This window comes from Micromonospora sp. WMMC415 (assembly GCF_009707425.1).
Taxonomy (GTDB): Bacteria; Actinomycetota; Actinomycetes; order Mycobacteriales; family Micromonosporaceae; genus Micromonospora.
Genome location: NZ_CP046104.1, coordinates 5,031,532 through 5,050,768 on the forward strand (window position 1 = coordinate 5,031,532; position 19,237 = coordinate 5,050,768).

The window sequence follows — 19,237 nt, forward strand, 5'->3', positions numbered from 1 at the left end:
GCACCTCGTCAGATCTGCCGGAAGGCGGCATGCCGCGACGCATGCTGCCCCCGATAGGACAGACCCGACGGCACCGTGACGAGTGCGGCGGCCGGCCGGGGTTGCCGGCGAACAATGACGGATCGCCGGTAGCCACGACCGATCCGGCTGCCCCAATACCACAATGCGAGGTAGCTGACCAGGCCGACGTTGAGGGGAGCCTCGATGCCACCCGCCATCCACGTGCCGAGAACCGCGGTGGTGCCGGAGAACCCGACGAGTTCCAGGGAGTTGTAGTGAGCGCGGCGCAGGGTCCGCTGCGTCAGAAGCTGGAGCAGCACACCGAAAAGGGCCGCGAAAATGATCAGCCCTGCGGTGTCAAAGTTGTAATGGACCGAGCCCCACAGCGAGGGTGGCGACGTTCCCCGGGTCGATCCGTAGAGGATGGCGAAGACCTCGTTGCTCAGGGTGCTGCCACGATTTCCCGGCAGGATGCCGGCGAGTCCCTGCAACCATTCCCCGCCATAGCGGACCGGACTGTCGGCGGTGTAGACAAAGGCCGCAAGGCCGGACGCCTGGTTGTCGTTCAGGAAGCGCCTGCCCAGGTCGGTGATCGCAGTTCGCAGCGGACTATCGGCACTCCCGTCACCCCTGGCCAGCACATAGGTGGACAGCAGCATGAGCGGCAGACCGATGCCCAGCGGCATCAGCAGGGCCGCTCGCGGCAACCGGCGACGGTGGTGCAGGAACGTGTAGACCATCGAGGTCAGCAGGAACGTCACCAGCGCACCACGCTGACCGGTGGCCATCAGCGCGAGCAGAGCTACCGCCCCGAGCACCAGCGAGGCGACCCTCGCGAAGGTCCCACGCCGGTTGAAGGCCCACACGATCAGGATGAGCGTCAACGAGGGTAAGATCACGTTCTTGAACTGGTTGACGTACCCCGGGAAGAAGTATGCGTCGCCCGCGTACGACTCCAGGCGGAGTGTCGCGATGTCCGCGGGTGCGCCACTCAGCTGGCCGCGTAGCCCTTCGAGGAACGCGCTGTACCCGACCGCCGTGAAGTAGACCACCGTAACAAGGATGGAGATGCCGACGACGGCCAGGATCGCTGCCGTGGGCGGTACCAGGGTCACCCGGTAGCCCGAGTAGGAGGTCCGGACCTTGGCGGAGATCGCCTCGTTGTGCGCCAGAACGAGGTGGGTGAACAAGCTTGCGGTGATGTAAATGGCGACCGCCGCCGCGAGCAGCTTCGCATAGAAGACCTGAACCTCGGAGGCGGGATCGACCAACTGGATCGTGCCGTAGAGCATCACCAGCTGGGACACGAGGAACAGTCCGTCCGGGGAAAGGAGCCCGTAGCGGCGGACGGCGACCCAATAGTGGATCATGGCCCACCCGAGGACCAGTAAAAACGTCAGGATCATTTCCGGTCCCCCGTTCTCCGCCGACGATGGCTCAACGATGGCTGTCCGGTCAGGTCACGCGCCCTCGACAGCCGCGATGACGCGCCCGCAAGCAAGCCGGTGTCCTTAAGGGCATTGACATATCTCATCGCCATCGAAAAGCTCGCCTCACAGGTCCTTCCACACCAGGAGGCGCAATGAGGCGCACACGGCTGGCGATCGTCGGCGTGTTCACTCTGGTCGGCGCGCTCGCGCTGACCGCACCGGCAAGCGCGCGGCCGCCGTCCGACCCGGCCGGCCGCGACGGTCTGGAGGTGTACGTCGGCACGGTGAACCCGGAGCAGTTGGAGAAGCTGCGTCACGCCGGCGTCGACCTCGGTCACGACCACGCCGAGACCGACCGGTCGGGGCAGACCCGCATCGAGACGGTGCTCAGCAAGCGGCAGGCGGCACGACTGGCCGGCCAGGGCGTGAAGTTGGAGGTCAAGAAGGTGCGCGGCAAGGACGCCTCGCAGGCGCTGCGCGAGCAGGCGGCGGCCGGCTGGTCGGCGTTCCGCTCCTACAGCGAGCCGGGCGGGATCCGGGACGAGATCACCGCCACCGCCGCGCGGTACCCGCGACTGACCAAGGTGGAGACCATCGGCCGGTCGGTGCAGGGCAAGCCGATCCTCGCGGTCAAGGTCACCAAGGACGCGAAGAAGGTCCGTGACGGCAAGCGGCCGGCGGTGCTCTACGCGAGCGCCCAGCACGCCCGCGAGTGGATCACGCCGGAGATGACCCGGCGCCTGATGCACCACCTGCTGGACAACTACGGCAGCGACCGCGACATCACCCGGCTGGTGGACACCACCGAGCTGTGGTTCGTGCCGGTCGCCAACCCGGACGGCTACGACCACACCTTCACGCCCGGCAACCGCCTCTGGCGCAAGAACCTGCGGGACAACGACGGTGACGGGCGGATCACCACCGCCGACGGCGTCGACCTCAACCGCAACTTCAGCTACAAGTGGGGGTACGACAACGAGGGCTCCTCCCCCGACCCGAACGGCGACACCTACCGCGGCCCGGGCCCGAACTCGGAGCCCGAGACCAGGGCGCTGGACCAGCTGTTCCGGCGGGTCGGCTTCGAGTTCCTCGTCAACTACCACTCCGCCGCCCAGTTGCTGCTCTACGGCGTGGGCTGGCAGGTGAGCACGCCCACCCCGGACGACGTCATCTACGAGGCGATGGTCGGCGACGACGCCAACCCGGCGGTGCCCGGCTACGACCCGGACATCTCGGCGGAGCTGTACACCACCAACGGCGACACCGACACGCACGCCACGGTCCGCTACGGCACCCTCGGCTTCACCCCCGAGATGTCGACCTGCCAGGCGGCGGCCGCCTCCGACCCGGACGACGAGTGGCGCCCGGAGGACTGCGTCAGCAGCTTCATCTTCCCCGACGACGAGGACCTGATCGCCGCCGAGGTGGCGAAGAACCTGCCGTTCGCGCTCGCCGTGGCGAAGTCCGCGCACGACCCCGACGACCCGGTGTCGGTGGTCGGCCGCAGCACCGCCGACTTCGTGGTCGACGACTTCGACACGTCGTACGGGCGGAGCCAGCAGGTCGCCTCGATCACCCGCCGCGCCCTGAAGAACGTGCGGATGCACTACACGGTCAACGGCAGCCGGCCGAAGACCGTCAGCGTGCGCGAGTGGCAGGGCGGCGAACGGTACGGCAACACGCACGACGACTACTACGCGGAGCTGCGCGGCACGGTGACCGGCACCCGGCCGGGCGACCGGGTCGAGGTCTGGTTCAGCGGCAACAAGCCGGGAGCCGGGAAGGTCACCAGCGACCGGTTCACGTACCGGGTGCACGACGACATCGGTGGCGACGTCCTGGTGCTCGCGATGGAGGACGTCACCGGGCTCAGCCCGGCCCAGGGCGTCACCACCGCGAAGTACGCCGACGAGATGGCCGCGGCGCTGACCGCGGCGGGCCGCACCAGCGACGTGTACGACTTCGACACGATGGGCCGCGCGGCCCCGCACCCGCTGGGCGTGCTGTCGCACTACGAGACGGTGCTGTGGGAGACCGGTGACGACGTGATCCCCCGGGCCCCGGGCCAGGTGCCGGGGACGACGACCCGGTCGGCGCTGGAGACCGAGCTGGCCGTCCGGGACTACCTGAACGAGGGCGGCAAGCTCCTGCTCAGCGGCAAGTACGCGCTGTTCGCGCAGGCCGCCAACGGCCAGTACGCGTACCAGCCGAACGGGCCGGCGGAGTGCACCGACCCGGACGACGCCACCTGCCTGCCGCTGCTGAACGACTTCCAGCAGTACTGGTTGGGTGCGTACACGTACGTCAGCGACGGGGGCAGCGGCGCCGACGGCCCGTACGCGGTGACCGGCGAGGACGGCGCCTTCGCCGGTTTCGCCGGCACGCTGAACGCGCCCGGGTCGGCGGCCAACCAGGACCACACGGCGTCGTTCCTGACCACGTCGAGCTTCCTGCCGCGGGACCAGTTCCCGCAGTTCGCCAGCTCGGCACCGGTCGGCTGGGAGCGGCCGGGTGCCGCGCCGTTCGACCCGCGCACCGGTGACTGGTACCTGTGGAGCGGGCAGGCCGACGAGTCGTACAAGCGGCTCACCCGCACCATCGACCTCACCGGCGCCAGCAGCGCCGAGCTGCGCTTCTTCACCTCGTACGACATCGAGCCGAACTGGGACTACCTGATCGTCGAGGCGCACGAGGTGGGCAGCGACGCCTGGACGACCCTGCCGGACGCGGGCGGGAAGACCGGCACCGGCACCGGTGAGAGCTGCGCGTCCGGCTGGGTGGAGCAGCTGCACCCGTGGCTCGGCCGGTACCAGGGTGCGGACTGCTCGCCGACCGGCACCACCGGCAGTTGGAACGCCGCGACCGGCGCCTCGAACGGCTGGCAGGAGTTCGTGGCCGACCTGTCCGCGTACGCCGGCAAGAAGGTCGAGGTGTCGATCTCGTACGTCTCCGACTGGGGTACCCAGGGCCTGGGGGTCTTCCTCGACGACACGCGCGTGATCGTCGACGGCGCGACGGTCGCCGAGACCTCGTTCGAGACCGACCTGGGCGGCTGGACGGTGGCCGGCCAGCCGCCCGGCTCGGCGGGCAACGCCACCGACTGGGCGCGCAGCCAGCAGGCGTTCGAGGAGGGCGCGGCGGTGGTCACCGCCGACACCGTCTACCTCGGCTTCGGCCTGGAAGGGCTGGCCCCGGCGGCCCGCGACGACCTGGTGAAGCGGGCGCTGACCCACCTGACGGGGGCGGCGCGCCGCTGACGGTCCTCCCCCGGTGCGCCGGCGGTCCACCCGGACCGCCGGCGCACCTGCCGTTTCCGGCCGCCCAGCCCACCCACAGTGTGGTGAGCTGGGACCATGGATCGGATCCGGCTCGGGCTGGTGCTGCACCCGACCCGGGACGTCACCGAGGTGGTCGGCATCATCGCCGACTGGGTGGCCCGGCACCGGATGACCCTGGCGGTCCGGTCCGAGGACCGGCACCGGGTGCCCGCCACCGTGGAACCGCTTCCCGCCGACGAGGTGGCGACGGTCTGCGACGCGCTGATCAGTATCGGTGGGGACGGCACGATGCTCGGCGCGCTGCGCTCGGCGGTCCGGGACCCGAAGCCGGTGCTCGGCGTACACCTGGGCCGGCTCGGCTTCCTGGTCGAGGTGGAGCCACCGGACCTGCCGGCGGCGCTGGAGCGGCTGGCGAACAAGGACTTCGTCGTGGAGCGGCACAGCTGCCTGGCCTGTGACGTGTGCGGCGACGACCTCGTGGCCTTCAACGACGTCGCGCTGGTCCGGCAGCCGGGCTCGGGTTTCGTCACCGCCACCCTCGGGGTGGACGGCCAGCGCTACGGCTACTACCGCTGCGACGCGCTGGTGGTGAGTACGCCGACCGGGTCGACCGCGTACAGCTACGCGGCGGGCGGGCCGCTGGTCTCCCCGGCGAGCGACGCCGTGGTGGTCACGCCGTCCGCGCCGATGGCGGGGATCTCCCGCTCGGTGATCCTCTCCCCCGACGAGCGGATCCGGCTGGAGCTGACACCGGGATCCGCGCCGGTCGCGGTGGAGGTGGACGGTCTGGTGATCCGGGACGCGGCGACCGAGGGCGCGGTCGAGGTGACCTACCGCCGCGACGCCGGGCTGGTGGTCCGCTTCAACCCACGCCGCCACCAGGAGCGCAACCAGCTCAAGCTGAGCCTCCTGGACCTGCCGTTGCTCCCCGAACAGCTCCGGGAACTGCTCCCGGCCAACCTCCGCGACCAGCTGAACCGCCGCGAACTGCCCCCACCCCGCTGACCCGGTCAGGCCTTGGCGAGGACCGCGGAGACCAGGTTCTTCGCCTCCTCCTGGATGCGGGTCAGGTGGTCGGGGCCCTGGAAGGACTCGGCGTAGATCTTGTAAACGTCCTCGGTGCCGGAGGGGCGGGCCGCGAACCAGCCGCTCTCGGTGGTGACCTTGAGCCCGCCGATGGGTGCGCCGTTGCCGGGTGCGGTGGTGAGCGTGGCGGTGATCGGCTCGCCGGCCAGCTCGGTCGCCGTCACCTGATCCGGCGACAGCCTGCCGAGCACCGCCTTCTGCTCCCGGGTGGCCGGGGCGTCGATCCGGGCGTACGCGGGCGCGCCGAAACGACCGGCCAGCTCGGCCCAGTGCTCGCTGGGTGTCCGGCCGGTGGTGGCGATGATCTCGGACGCGAGGAGGCAGAGCAGGATGCCGTCCTTGTCGGTGGTCCAGATGCCGCCGTCCCGCCGCAGGAAGGACGCGCCCGCGCTCTCCTCGCCGCCGAAGCCGACCGCGCCGTCGAGCAGGCCGGGCACGAACCACTTGAAGCCGACCGGCACCTCCAGCAACGGGCGCCCCAGGTCGGCCGCCACCCGGTCGATCATGGACGAGGACACCAGGGTCTTGCCGACCGCGGCGGCCGGACCCCACTGCTCCCGGGTGCGGAACAGGTGGGCGATGGCCACCGCCAGGTAGTGGTTCGGGTTCATCAGGCCGCCGTCGGGGGTGACGACGCCGTGCCGGTCGGCGTCGGCATCGTTGCCGGTGGAGACCTGGTAGTCGGCGCGGGCGGCGATCAGCGACGCCATCGCGTTGGGCGACGAGCAGTCCATCCGGATCTTGCCGTCACCGTCGAGGGTCATGAACCGCCACGTCGGGTCGACCGTGGGATTGACCACGGTGAGGTCGAGGCGGTGCCGCTCGGCGATCTCACCCCAGTAGGCGACGCTGGCGCCGCCGAGCGGGTCGGCGCCGATGCGCACCCCGGCCGCCCGGACCGCGTCGAGGTCGAGCGCCGCCGGCAGGTCGTCGACGTAGCGGGCGAGGAAGTCGTACGAGCCGGTGGTGTCGGCGGCGCGCGCCCGCGCGTACGGGATGCGGCGCACCTCCTTGAGCCCGGCGGCGAGGATCGCGTTCGCGCGGTCCTGGATCCACTTCGTGACGTCGGTGTCGGCCGGCCCGCCGTGGGTCGGGTTGTACTTGAATCCGCCGTCGTCCGGCGGGTTGTGCGACGGGGTGATCACGATGCCGTCGGCGAGGCCGCTGGTCCGCCCCCGGTTGTGGGTGAGGATGGCGTGTGAGACGGCCGGGGTGGGCGTGTAGCCGTCCCGGCTGTCCACGAGGACGGTGACCTCGTTGGCGGCGAGCACCTCCAGCGCGTCGACCGCGGCCGGGGCGGAGAGCGCGTGGGTGTCGCGGCCGAGGAACAGCGGGCCGTCCAGGCCGCGCTCGCGGCGGTAGTCGCAGAGCGCCTGGGTGACCGCGAGGATGTGGTCGGAGTTGAAGGCGTTGCGCAGCGACGAGCCCCGGTGCCCGGACGTGCCGAAGGAGACCTGCTGCGCCGGGTCCTCCGGGTCGGGATGCTCCGCGTAGTACGCGGTGACCAGCATCGGCACGTCGACCAGGTCGGACGGCTGGGCGGGCTGACCCGCGCGGGGATGCGTGCTCACGGCTCCACCTTCTGGCCCTTGCCGATGACGACGATGCCGTTGTCGGAGACGGTGTAACGCTGCCGGTCCTTCTCTAGGTCCACGCCGATCTCGCACCCCTCGGGCACGTACACGTTCTTGTCGAGGATGGCCCGGCGGATCACGGCGTGCCGGCCGATCTCGACCCCCTCCATCAGCACCGCGCCGTCCACGTGCGACCAGGAGTGGACCTTGACCTTGGGCGAGATCACCGAATTCTCCACCAGGGAGCCGGAGATCACCGCTCCCGGCGAGACCATCGACGCCACCGCCCGGCCGACCCGCTCGCCCCACTGGTGGACGAACTTCGCCGGCGGGTAGGGCGGTTGCTGGCTGTAGATCGGCCAGTCGAAGTTGTACAGGTTGAACACCGGGTGGACGTTGATCAGATCCATGTGGGCGTCGTAGAACGAGTCGAGCGTCCCCACGTCCCGCCAGTAGCCACGGTCCCGGTCGGTGCTCCCCGGGACCTCGTTGTCCTTGAAGTCGTAGACGTTCGCCTCGCCCCGATCGACGAGCATGGGGATGATGCTGCCGCCCATGTCGTGCTTGCTGGACTTGTCCTCCGCGTCGCGCTCCACCGCCTCGCAGAGCGCCTTCGTGGTGAAGACGTAGTTGCCCATCGAGGCGTAGATCTGGTCGGGCGCGTCGGGCAGGCCCACGGCGTCGGTGGGCTTCTCCCGGAAGGCCCGGATGCGCCGGCCGTCCGCACCGACCTCGATGACGCCGAACTGGTCGGCCATGGACAGCGGCTGCCGGATGCCCGCCACGGTGACCCCGGCGCCGGAGGCGATGTGGTCCTCCACCATCTGCCGCGGGTCCATCCGGTAGATGTGGTCGGCGCCGAAGACGATCACGTAGTCGGGCTGCTCGTCGTTGATCAGGTTGAAGCTCTGGTAGATCGCGTCGGCGGAGCCCGCGAACCACCACGGGCCGCGGCGCTGCTGCGCCGGCACCGGGGTGACGTAGTTGCCGAGCATGGTCGACATCCGCCAGGTCTGGGTGATGTGCCGATCCAGCGAGTGCGACTTGTACTGGGTCAGCACCACGATCTTGAGAAATCCGGCGTTGGCCAGGTTGGAGAGGACGAAGTCGACCATGCGGTACATCCCGCCGAACGGGACGGCCGGCTTGGCCCGGTCCGTGGTGAGCGGCATCAGGCGCTTGCCCTCCCCACCCGCCAGGACGATCGCGAGCACCTTGGCAGCCATGTCCCGACGCTAGCGACCCTGCCGCGACTTCACCACTCGTACGCGCACAGTTCCGCACCCGGTGCGGTGCTGGTTTCTGCACTAGGGTGCCGGGCATGACCGACGTCCCGCGGCTCCGCGTCGACCTGCTCACCCGCGAGTACCCGCCCGAGGTGTACGGCGGGGCCGGGGTGCACGTCGAGTACCTGGCCCGCGAGTTGCGCGACCTCGCCGACGTGCGGGTCCACTGCTTCGGCGCGCCGCGCACCGAGCCGGGGGTCACCGCGTACGCCGAACCGCCCGGCCTGGCCGGCGCGAACGCCGCGCTGCGGACGATGGGCGTGGACCTGGAGATGGCGGCGGGCTGCGCCGGCACCGACCTGGTGCACAGCCACACCTGGTACGCCAACCTCGGCGGGCACACGGCGAAGCTGCTGCACGGCGTGCCGCACGTGGTGACCGCGCACAGCCTGGAGCCGCTGCGTCCGTGGAAGGCCGAGCAGCTCGGCGGCGGGTACGCGCTGTCCTCGTGGTGCGAGCGGACGGCGGTGGAGGCGGCCGACGCGGTGATCGCGGTGAGCGCGGGGATGCGGCAGGACGTGCTGATGGCGTACCCGGCGGTGAACCCGGACCGGGTGAAGGTGGTCCACAACGGCATCGACACCACGCAGTACGCCCCGGACCAGGGCACCGACGTCGTCGACCGGCTCGGGATCGACCCGTCCCGCCCCAGCGTCGTGTACGTCGGGCGGATCACCCGGCAGAAGGGCCTGCCGTACCTGCTGCGGGCCGCGCGGGAGCTGCCCGCCGACACCCAGCTCGTGCTGCTGGCCGGTGCGCCCGACACCCCGGAGATCGCCGCCGAGGTGGAGAGCCTGGCCGCCGAGCTGCGGGCCACCCGCTCGGGCGTGGTGTGGGTCGCCGAGATGCTGCCCAAGCACGAGGTGATCCAGGTGCTGACCCACGCGACCGTCTTCGTGTGCCCGTCCGTCTACGAGCCGATGGGCATCGTCAACCTGGAGGCGATGGCCTGCGAAACCGCGGTGGTGGCCACGGCGACCGGCGGCATCCCGGAGGTCGTCGCCGACGGCGAGACCGGCCTGCTGGTACCCATCGAACAGGCCGGGGACGGCAGCGGCCGGCCGCTGCACCCGGAGCGGTTCGTCGCCGACCTGGCGGCCCGGATCAACGAGCTGCTGGCCGACCCCGCGCGGGCCGCCGAGCTCGGCCGCGCCGGGCGGCGACGCGCGGTGGAGCACTTCTCCTGGCACACCATCGCCCAGCGCACCCTGGAGGTGTACCGGTCGGTGATGTAAGGAAGGGCCCCCTGTTAACGCCTCCGGTAGAGGAAGGGCCCCTTCTCAACAGCGCCGGCAGCCGCTGGCCGCGCGAGCCACCGACCGTGGCGCTTGGTCGAGCGCGAAGCGATCTCTCGCAGTAGGTTGAACCGGTGACTGGTCGCTTCCCCATCGAAGACGTCTCCCCCGTCGTCTCGTGCGGCCGCTACCCGGCCAAGGCGGTCGTCGGCGAGCTGGTCCCGGTGTCGGCCCGCGCCTACCGCGAGGGCCACGACGCGCTGGGCTGCAATGTGGTCTGGCTCGGCCCGGACGGGCAGGCCCGGCCGTTCACCCGGATGGTCCCCGGCGAGCCGGGGCAGGACCGGTGGCACGCCACCATCCGGCCGGACGCGGTCGGCGAGTGGACGTTCACCGTCGAGGCGTTCGCCGACCCGTACCTGACGTGGCAGAACGCCGTGACCAAGAAGATCGCCGCCGGGCAGGGCCCCGAGGACCTGGCCAACGACCTCGCCGAGGGCGTCCGCGTGCTCACCGCCGCCGCCGAGCTGGTGCCCGCGGGCAACCGGAAGCGGGTGGCCGGCGCGGTCGCCACGCTCGCCGATCCGGCGCTGCCGCTCCCCCGCCGGGTGGGTCCCGCGCTGGAGCTGGCCGACCTGCTGTGGAAGCACCCGGTACGGGAGCTGGTCACCACCGGCGACGGGTACCGGCTCTGGGTCGACCGGAAGCGGGCACTCTTCTCCGCCTGGTACGAGTTCTTCCCCCGCTCGGAGGGCGCGATCCCGGCGACCGTCGACACGCCGGCCCGCTCCGGCACGTTCGCCGCCGCCGCCGAGCGCCTGCCGGGTGTCGCCGCGATGGGCTTCGACATCCTGTACCTGCCGCCGATCCATCCGATCGGCCGGATCAACCGCAAGGGCCGCAACAACACGCTCGTCGCCGGGCCGGAGGACGTGGGATCGCCGTGGGCCATCGGCGCCGCCGAGGGCGGCCACGACGCCATCCACCCCGACCTGGGTACGCCGGAGGACTTCCGGGACTTCGTCGCGGCCGCCGCCGAGGCGGGCCTGGAGGTGGCGATGGACCTGGCGTTGCAGTGCGCGCCGGACCACCCGTGGGTCACCGAGCACCCGGAGTGGTTCACCACCCGCGCCGACGGCACGATCGCGTACGCGGAGAACCCGCCGAAGAAGTACCAGGACATCTACCCGCTGAACTTCGACAACGACCCGGAGGGGATCCGCGCGGAGATCCTGCGGGTGGTGCTGCACTGGGTCGGCGAGGGCGTGAAGGTCTTCCGGGTCGACAACCCGCACACCAAGCCGGTGAACTTCTGGCACTGGCTGATCGCCGAGGTCAAGAAGGTCGACCCGGACGTGCTCTTCCTCGCCGAGGCGTTCACCCGGCCGGCCATGATGCACGGGCTCGGCAGGATCGGCTTCACCCAGTCGTACACGTACTTCACCTGGCGGACATCGGCGGCCGAGATGCGCGCGTACTGCGAGGAGCTGGTGGCGGCCGTCGACTACATGCGACCGAACTTCTGGCCGAACACGCCGGACATCCTGCACGAGTCGCTCCAGCACGGCGGCCCGCCGATGTTCAAGATCCGGGCGGTGCTGGCCGCGCTGCTCTCCCCGTCCTGGGGCATGTACGCCGGTTACGAGCTGTTCGAGCACGTCGCCCGTCCGGGCGCCGAGGAGTACCTGGACAACGAGAAGTACGAGCTGCGCCCCCGCGACTGGGCCGGCGCGCAGGCGCAGGGGCGTTCGCTCGCCCCGTTCATCGCCACCCTCAACCGGATCCGACGGGACAACCCGGCCCTGCACCAGCTCCGCAACCTGGTGTTCCACGACATCGACAACCCGGCGCTGCTCTGCTGGTCCAAGCGCGACGCGGACACCGGCAACACGGTGATCGTGGTCTGCTCCTTCGACTCACACGGCGTGCAGTGGGGCAACACCACGCTGGACATGCCCGCGCTGGGCTTCGACTGGCACGAGCGGCTCACCGTGCACGACGAGCTGACCGGGGCCAGCTACGACTGGGGTCAACGCAACGCCGTCCGGCTCGACCCGTACCTGCAACCCGCGCACGTGCTCACCGTGCGCCGCCCGGTCCCGCCCGCGCCGGCCCCACCGCCGGCCGCCGCGCCGGCCGACCTCACCGTCGAGGCCGTGCCCGACGACCTCTCCGGCGGCACCGCCCCCACCTCGAAGGACGAAGCCCGATGGACCAGCTGATCGCCGGCCACACCCACGATCCGCACGCGGTGCTCGGGGCCCACCCGACCGACGGTCGCACCACGATCCGCACGTTGCGCCGCGGCGCCGGCGACGTCGCGGTCCTCGTCGACGGGGAGCGGCACCCGATGAAGCGGGTCCACGACGCCGGGATCTTCGAGGCGGTCGTCCCCGGTGAGGTGCTCGACTACCGGGTCGAGGTCGACGGGCGGCCGCACGACGACCCGTACCGTTACCCGCCGACCCTCGGCGAGCTGGACCTGCACCTGATCGGCGAAGGCCGGCACGAGCGGCTCTGGGAGGCGCTCGGCGCCCGGGTGTTCGACGAGGGCGTGGCGTTCAGCGTCTGGGCGCCCAACGCGCGCGGCGTCCGGGTCGTCGGGGACTTCACCGGCTGGGCCCCGGACGACGGCTGGCCGATGCGCTCGCTCGGCTCCAGCGGCGTGTGGGAGGTCTTCGTGCCAGGGGTCGGGGTCGGCGCCCGGTACAAGTACCGCGTCCTGGGGCCCGACGGGCACTGGCGGGACAAGGCCGACCCCCTTGCGGCGTACGCGGAGGTGCCGCCGGCCACCGCGTCGGTGGTGCACCACTCGGCGTACGAGTGGAACGACGCCGCCTGGCTTGAGCGGCGGGCCCGGCGGGCGCCCCACCAGGAGCCGATGAGCGTCTACGAGGTGCACCTCGGCTCGTGGCGGCCCGGCCTCGGCTACCGGGAACTGGCCGAACAGCTGACCGCGTACGTGACCGGGCTGGGCTTCACCCACGTGGAGTTCCTGCCGGTGATGGAGCACCCGTTCGGTGGCTCGTGGGGCTACCAGGTCACCGGCTACTACGCGCCCACCTCCCGGTTCGGCGACCCGGACGAGTTCCGCCACCTCGTCGACACCCTGCACGGCGCCGGCATCGGTGTGATCCTCGACTGGGTGCCGGCGCACTTCCCGCGCGACGAGTGGGCCCTCGCCCGCTTCGACGGCACCCCGCTGTACGAGCATCCCGACCCGCGCCGGGGCGAACACCCCGACTGGGGCACGTACGTCTTCGACTTCGGCCGCCGCGAGGTGCGCAACTTCCTCGTGGCCAACGCCCTCTACTGGTGCGAGGAGTTCCACGTGGACGGGCTCCGCGTCGACGCGGTGGCCTCGATGCTCTACCTGGACTACTCGCGCCAGGAGGGTCAGTGGGTGCCGAACCGGTACGGCGGCCGGGAGAACCTGGAGGCGATCGCGTTCATGCAGGAGACGAACGCGACGGTCTACCGGCACCACCCCGGCGTGGTGATGATCGCCGAGGAGTCGACGGCCTGGCCCGGCGTCACCCGGTCCACCGACGACGGCGGGCTCGGCTTCGGGTTCAAGTGGAACATGGGCTGGATGCACGACACCCTGCTCTACACCTCGAAGGACCCGATCTACCGGCAGCACCACCACCATCAGCTCACGTTCTCCCTCGCGTACGCCTGGAGCGAGAACTACGTGCTGCCGATCAGCCACGACGAGGTCGTGCACGGCAAGGGCTCGCTCGCCGGCAAGATGCCCGGCGACACGTGGCAGCGGCTCGCGAACGTGCGGGCGCTGCTCGCGTACATGTGGGCGCACCCGGGCAAGCAGTTGCTGTTCATGGGGTGTGAGCTGGCCGACGACCGGGAGTGGAGCGAGGAGCGCGGCCTCGACTGGTACCTGCTGAACGACCCGGGCCGGGCCGGTGTCCAGCGGCTGGTCGGCGACCTCAACCGCGTCTACCGCGACACGCCCGCCCTGTGGGCGCAGGACACCGAGCCCGCCGGATTCCGCTGGATCGCCGGGGACGACGTCGCCAACAACACCGTCTCGTTCGTCCGGATCGCCCCGGACGGCGCGACGCTGGTCTGCGTGGCGAACTTCTCCGCGCTGCCGCTGGAGGCGTACCGGGTCGGCCTGCCCGCCGGTGGGACGTGGGCCGAGGTGGTCAACACCGACGCCCACCACTACGGCGGCTCCGGCGTGGGCAACCTCGGGCAGGTACGCGCCGAGGACGTGCCCTGGCACGGGATGCCGGCGTCGGCGGCGCTCCGCGTACCTCCGCTCGGCGTCCTCTGGCTCCGCCCCGCCTGAGCGGCGGCGTCGCCCGCCCGGCCGCATCCGGCGGCCTCCGGCGGCTCGGCGGTCCCGGCCGCATCCGGCGGCGCCCGGCGGTGACCCTCGCGACTCCGTCGACGGCGCGGCGTCCGGTTCGCCGGAGGACCTCGCCGTCAGGTCTGGTGGATCGTCAACTGTCAGCGACCGACGGTCACTCCGGGTGCCGCTGAGTCGCCCAGTTCGTCACGCTGAGTGGATAGTTTGGCCTTCAGGCGTAGATTGTCTGAACTCCGTCCACTGCCCTGCCGTACCGCACATCGGATGCCGGCCACTTCCTGACGGACGAGGCGGAGGGAGCTTCGATGGCGTGGACGAGACGCACCAGCAGCAGGACGACGGTAACGCCGCGGCAGCGGAAGATCGCCGGGGTCGCCGCGATCGCGGTGACGACCGGAGCGGCGTTCGCCGTGGCCACCGGCGTCGGCCAGGCGGCGGAGAACTGCCAGGGGCTCGACACCGCACTACGCAACAACCTCACGTTCATCGCCGGCCAGCGCCAGAACCCGGACGCCAACTCGGCGGCGCGGATCGCCAACCGGCAGGCGGTCGTGGACCTGCTCCAGCAGCGGCGGGCCGCCGCCGGCTGCACAGGTCAGGTGGAGGTCGCCGGCGCGGTCTGCCCGGAGGTGCCGTGGGACGTCGCGGTGGCGGCGCGGGCGAACGAGGCGTGGGCGGCCACCGAGCGGTTACGCGCCGAACGGGCCGGCCGGATCGACGACCCGCGGGCGACCGCCGCCCGGGTGCAGCAGGTGGACGGCATCGTCGACTCGATCGGCGGAATCGTGGACCAGGCGCGCGAACGGGCCGCGCAGCGGGCGTCCGGGAAGGCGGCGGCGCCGGGAGGCGGGGCCGAGCGGGCCGCGGCGATCGTGGGCCAGATCGGCGGCCTGATCCAGCAGATCGCGGGACTGGTGGAGGCGGCTGGCGCCGGAGCTGAGGCCGACCAGGAGGCGGGCCAGGACGCCGGAGCCGACGCGGACGCCGAGGCGGGCGCCGGTCAGGAGGCCGGCGACGCCGGAGCGGGTCAGGAGGCCGGCGACGCCGGAGCCGACGCGGACGCGGGTGAGGCCGGTGCCGGCGAGACGGGGACGGGCGACGCCGGAGCCGGCGAGGACGCCGGCGCGGAGCAGGGTGCCGGTGCTGAGGAGGACGCCGGCGCGGAGCAGGAGGTCGGTGCCGAGCAGGACGCGGCGGACCAGATCGCGGCCCAACTGGCGGAGGTACGGGCCCTGATCCAGGAGATCAGGGCGCTCGTGGAGGCTATCCAGCAGGCCCGCGAGGAAGCCGACGCGGGCAACGACGCCGAGGCCGGGGCGGGCGACGCCGAGGCCGGTGACGCCGGTGCGGGCGACGCTGCGGGCGACAAGGCCGGTGCGGGTGACGCCGATGCCGAGGCAGGTGACGCCGGTGCGGGCGACGCCGCTGGCGACGAGGCCGGCGCGGGCGACGAGGCCGGCGCGGGCGACGCCGAGGCGGGAGCGAACGGCAACGGCAAGGCAGGCGGAAACGGCAAGGCAGGCGCCGGCAACGGCAATGGCAAGGCCGGCGGTGCCACGGCTCCCGTCATGGTGGACGACCCCAGCCCGGCTGGCTGCCTGAACGACAACTGAGATCGACTCCATGCCGCCGGCATGGGGCTGTCACCGGGTGCCGGAAGGCGTGATGCCGGCGGCATGGAGAAGAGCACGCTCAGCGGGGCGTGGGCCAGGACCGACCTGGCCCACGCCCCGCCCCAGCTTGTGCACACCGTCGGCGATGTTGGAAGGAACCGGCCCCTGTGGAGTGGCCGGAAGCTTCCAAGATCTGTGAGGCGGGTGGCGGGTCGACATGTCGCGCCTCGTCACTTCGGTCACTGGCCGTGACGCCGGTGGCGACACACTGCTGATCTTGTGGGCGCCGGCGTGCACGGCCCTGAACGATCAGCGTGCGCCGCCCGTACCGCTCACCGATGCCGGGCCGTTACGAGGGACGTGAAGGAGCTTCGATGGCGTGGACGACGGGCACAACCAACAGGGGCGGGAAGACCACCGCGCGGCAGCGCAAGATCGCGGGTCTCGCCGCGGTCGTGGTCACCACGGGCGTGGCGTTCGCGGTGGCGACCGGCACCGGGCAGGCGGCCGAGAGCTGCCAGGGTCTGGACAACGCCCTGCGTAACAATCTCGCCTTCATCGCCGGGCAGCAGCAGAACCCGGACGCCCAGTCGGCGGCCCGCATCGCCAATCGGCAGGCGGTCGTCGACCTGATCCAGCAGCGCCGGGCGGCGGCGGGCTGCACCGGTGAGGTGGAGGCGCCCGGCGCGGGCCAGGCCGGCAACGGCGGCCAGGCCGGTAACGGCAACGGCCAGAACGGCAACGGCGGCCAGAACGGCAACGGCGGCGAGAACTGCCAGGGTCTGGACACCGCGCTGCGCAACAACCTGACCTTCATCGCCGCGCAGCGGCAGAACCCGGACGCCCAGTCGGCGGCCCGCATCGCCAACCGGCAGGCGGTCGTCGACCTCATCCAGCAGCGCCGGGCTGCGGCGGGCTGCACGGCCCAGGTCGAGGTGCCGGGCGCCAACTGAGGCCCTGCGGGACGCGGGCGCCGGCGCACGGCCGTCAGACCGGCTCCGCGTCCCGCAGCACCCTCCACAGGCAGCGCCGCGACAGACGTCAGACCAGACCCGCGTCCCGCAGCAGCGTCAGGGACACCGGCACGACGGGCGTCAGACCAGGCCCGCGTCCCGCAGCAGCTTCCACAGGCCGGCGCCGTCCGGCGCGGAGAGCCACTTCTGCCCCAGCGGGCCGGCGGACGAACTGTCACCGGCGGGGTGGGGCAGGCTGCCGGCGAGGACCGCCTGGGTGGGCGAGAGCCGACGGATCGCCACCCCGGCCACGTTGTCGGGGTGGGCGGCGGCGAACTCCCGGTAGATCTCCTGGTCGTGCTGGCCGTCGTCGCCGACCAGCAGCCACTTCACCTCGGGGAACTCGCGGGCCAGCCGGGCCAGGGTGGCCCGCTTGTGCTCCCGGCCGCTGCGGAACCACCGGTCGGCGGTCGGGCCCCAGTCGGTCAGCAGCAGCGGTCCGGCCGGGTAGAGGTGCCGGGACAGGAAGCGGGTGAGGGTCGGCGCGACGTTCCACGCCCCGGTGGACAGGTAGAAGACGGGAGCGCCGGGGTGCGCGGTCACCAGCCGCTCGTAGAGCACCGCCATCCCGGGCACCGCCGCGCGGGCGTGCTCGTCCAGGACGAACGTGTTCCAGGCGGCGAGCAGCGGCCGGGGCAGCGCGGTGACCATCACCGTGTCGTCGATGTCGGACAGGATGCCGAAGCGCACCTGCGGGTCGAGGATGCGCACCGGCGCCTCGACGGGCTCCGCCTCGGGCGCGCTGATCCGTACCGAGCCCCAGCCCGGGGGCAGGTCCGCCTCGACCACGGTGTCGACGAAGCCGCTGCGGTCGGTGCGGGTCTCGTGCCGCTGCCCGCCCGATTCGATGGTCACGGTGACGTACTTGGCGGGCAGGGTGGTGAAGCTGCGCCAGCCCCGGACCTTTTCCAGGCGGCCCCGCTGCCGGGTGTCCGGCCGCCCCAGCAGCACGCGGCACATCACGCGGACCCAACCGGGCGCGCCGTAACCCGTGTAGGCGACGATGTTGGTCCGCCAGCCGGTCCGGCGCAGGCGGCGTTCGACCAGGTGGTGGACGGCGTCCTCGAGCCGCGCGGCCCGGTGCAGTTGGGGAACGGCCAGCTGGCCTGCGGCAGTGGGTGGCACGTTGCAACCCTGCCACAAGCGGCGCACGTCGGCCATGCGAGGCGATTTCGTTGCGCTGGTGCTCGTGGTGGCCGCGTCGCGTGTCGACTGGTCCTCACGCTGCACACCATTCCGGTGTCGAACAGCGACGAGGCCACCGTCGGGCTCGCCGCTCTGCACATCGCCGAGGGCCGGAACACCCCGTCTTCCTGTACGGCCAGCGCTACCTGGGGATGTTGGAGGCGACCTGGCCGTCCCCTGGTCGCCCTCGCCGGGCCGAGCTGGCTGCTCCGGGACCGAGCCGACGCCGCGCTCGTCGCCACGGGTATCGCGTGTACCACCCGGAGACGCCGGTCCGGCCCTGGCGGTAGGGCGGGGACGTACCCTGGCCTCCTCCGGTGCGCGGGCACCGGGAGCGAGGAGTCCCCCGATGCTCATCCTGCTGCCGCCCTCGGAGGGCAAGGCCGACGCCGGCACCGGCCGACGGCTCGACCTCTCCCGCCTCTCGCTGCCGGAGCTGACCCCGGCCCGCGAGGAGGTGGCGGCGGCACTGGTCGGCGTGTCCGCCAGCGGCGACGAGGACGCAGCCCTGACCGCGCTCGGGTTGAGCCCGGGTCAGCGCGGCGAACTGCGCCGCAACGCCCGGCTGCGGGAGGCGGCGACCGCGCCGGCCGAGCGCCTCTACACCGGGGTGCTCTACGAGGCCCTCGACCTCGCCACGCTGCCGCCGGCCGCGGTGCGCGCCGCGCGCCGGACGGTCCTGATCAGTTCCGGCCTGTGGGGCGCGGTCCGTCTCACCGACCGGATCCCGCCGTACCGGTGCCCCGTCGGGGCGAGGCTCCCCGGTGTCGGGGCGCTGTCGGCGTACTGGCGGCGGGCGCTGGCGCCGGTGCTGACGGCGGCGGCCGGTGACGGACCGGTGCTGGACCTGCGCTCCGGCGCGTACGCGGCGACCTGGACCCCTCGTGGCGCGGTCGCCGGCCGGACCGTGACGGTGCGGGTGCTGCACGAGCGGGACGTCGACGGGGTGCCGGTCCGGTCGGTGGTCAGCCACTTCAACAAGGCCACCAAGGGTCGCCTCGTGCGGGACCTGCTGACCGCCGGGGCCCGGCCACGGACCGCCGACGGGCTGGTGGCGGCGCTGCGGGACCTGAAGTACACGGTGGTGGAGCAGCCGTCGGCGGCGGGCCGGCCGCGCGCGGTCGACGTCGTCGTCACCGAGCTGTAGGACAAGCCTCCCGCAAGATTTCCTCAAAGCTCGGCCGGATGTGTTCCGCCGGCGGCA

General features: G+C 72.0%; 12 protein-coding genes and 1 pseudogene. 9 read left to right on the forward strand and 4 right to left on the reverse strand.

Translation table 11 applies throughout. The annotated features are described in order from the left end of the window. Positions 1-8: 8 nt before the first annotated feature. A complete protein-coding gene (locus GKC29_RS23765; protein ID WP_155332937.1) occupies positions 9-1,406 on the reverse strand; it encodes an oligosaccharide repeat unit polymerase in 1,398 nt (465 codons plus the stop codon). Between the two features lie 176 nt (positions 1,407-1,582). Between GKC29_RS23765 and GKC29_RS23770 the strand changes: the two genes are divergently transcribed. Continuing rightward, positions 1,583-4,687, forward strand: a complete 3,105-nt coding sequence (locus tag GKC29_RS23770; protein WP_155332938.1) for a M14 family metallopeptidase — start codon at positions 1,583-1,585, stop codon at positions 4,685-4,687. Positions 4,688-4,783: 96 nt separating this feature from the next. Continuing rightward, complete coding sequence (locus GKC29_RS23775) at positions 4,784-5,713, forward strand: NAD(+)/NADH kinase (protein WP_155332939.1); 930 nt, start codon at positions 4,784-4,786, stop codon at positions 5,711-5,713. 5 nt (positions 5,714-5,718) lie between these two features. Here the strand turns inward: GKC29_RS23775 and pgm are convergent, their stop codons facing one another. Next, a complete protein-coding gene (pgm, locus tag GKC29_RS23780) occupies positions 5,719-7,365 on the reverse strand; it encodes a phosphoglucomutase (alpha-D-glucose-1,6-bisphosphate-dependent) (protein ID WP_155332940.1) in 1,647 nt (548 codons plus the stop codon). Then, entirely contained in the window at positions 7,362-8,594 is a 1,233-nt protein-coding gene (glgC, locus tag GKC29_RS23785; RefSeq protein ID WP_155332941.1) for a glucose-1-phosphate adenylyltransferase, read from the reverse strand. Before glgC ends, pgm begins: the two co-directional genes overlap by 4 nt. Before the next feature lie 95 nt (positions 8,595-8,689). On the opposite strand from glgC, the gene glgA reads away from it, so the two are divergent. From glgA to GKC29_RS29675, 5 genes are all read left to right on the forward strand, one after another. Next, entirely contained in the window at positions 8,690-9,889 is a 1,200-nt protein-coding gene (glgA, locus tag GKC29_RS23790) for a glycogen synthase (RefSeq protein ID WP_155332942.1), read from the forward strand. Between the two features lie 134 nt (positions 9,890-10,023). Beyond that, entirely contained in the window at positions 10,024-12,111 is a 2,088-nt protein-coding gene (locus GKC29_RS23795) for an alpha-1,4-glucan--maltose-1-phosphate maltosyltransferase (protein ID WP_155332943.1), read from the forward strand. After that, complete coding sequence (gene glgB, locus GKC29_RS23800) at positions 12,099-14,201, forward strand: 1,4-alpha-glucan branching protein GlgB (RefSeq protein WP_155332944.1); 2,103 nt, start codon at positions 12,099-12,101, stop codon at positions 14,199-14,201. Before GKC29_RS23795 ends, glgB begins: the two co-directional genes overlap by 13 nt. 326 nt (positions 14,202-14,527) lie before the next feature. Continuing rightward, positions 14,528-15,835, forward strand: a complete 1,308-nt coding sequence (locus GKC29_RS30135) for a hypothetical protein (protein ID WP_230688783.1) — start codon at positions 14,528-14,530, stop codon at positions 15,833-15,835. 374 nt (positions 15,836-16,209) lie between these two features. Beyond that, a complete protein-coding gene (locus tag GKC29_RS29675) occupies positions 16,210-16,788 on the forward strand; it encodes a hypothetical protein (RefSeq protein WP_196255965.1) in 579 nt (192 codons plus the stop codon). 141 nt (positions 16,789-16,929) lie between these two features. Here GKC29_RS29675 and GKC29_RS23815 read toward each other — a convergent pair whose 3' ends face one another. Next, positions 16,930-18,009, reverse strand: coding sequence for an App1 family protein (locus GKC29_RS23815; RefSeq protein ID WP_155332945.1), 1,080 nt, complete (start codon positions 18,007-18,009; stop codon positions 16,930-16,932). Between GKC29_RS23815 and GKC29_RS30140 the strand changes: the two are divergent. Both GKC29_RS30140 and yaaA read left to right on the forward strand, forming a co-directional pair. After that, a pseudogene (locus GKC29_RS30140) lies at positions 18,008-18,237 on the forward strand (hypothetical protein); the annotation flags it as partial. The gene GKC29_RS23815 and the pseudogene GKC29_RS30140 sit on opposite strands and share 2 nt — an antisense overlap. A 145-nt stretch (positions 18,238-18,382) precedes the next feature. Beyond that, positions 18,383-19,180: a peroxide stress protein YaaA gene (yaaA, locus tag GKC29_RS23820; RefSeq protein WP_155332946.1), complete on the forward strand. Its 798-nt coding sequence runs from the start codon at positions 18,383-18,385 to the stop codon at positions 19,178-19,180. Positions 19,181-19,237 lie beyond the last annotated feature (57 nt).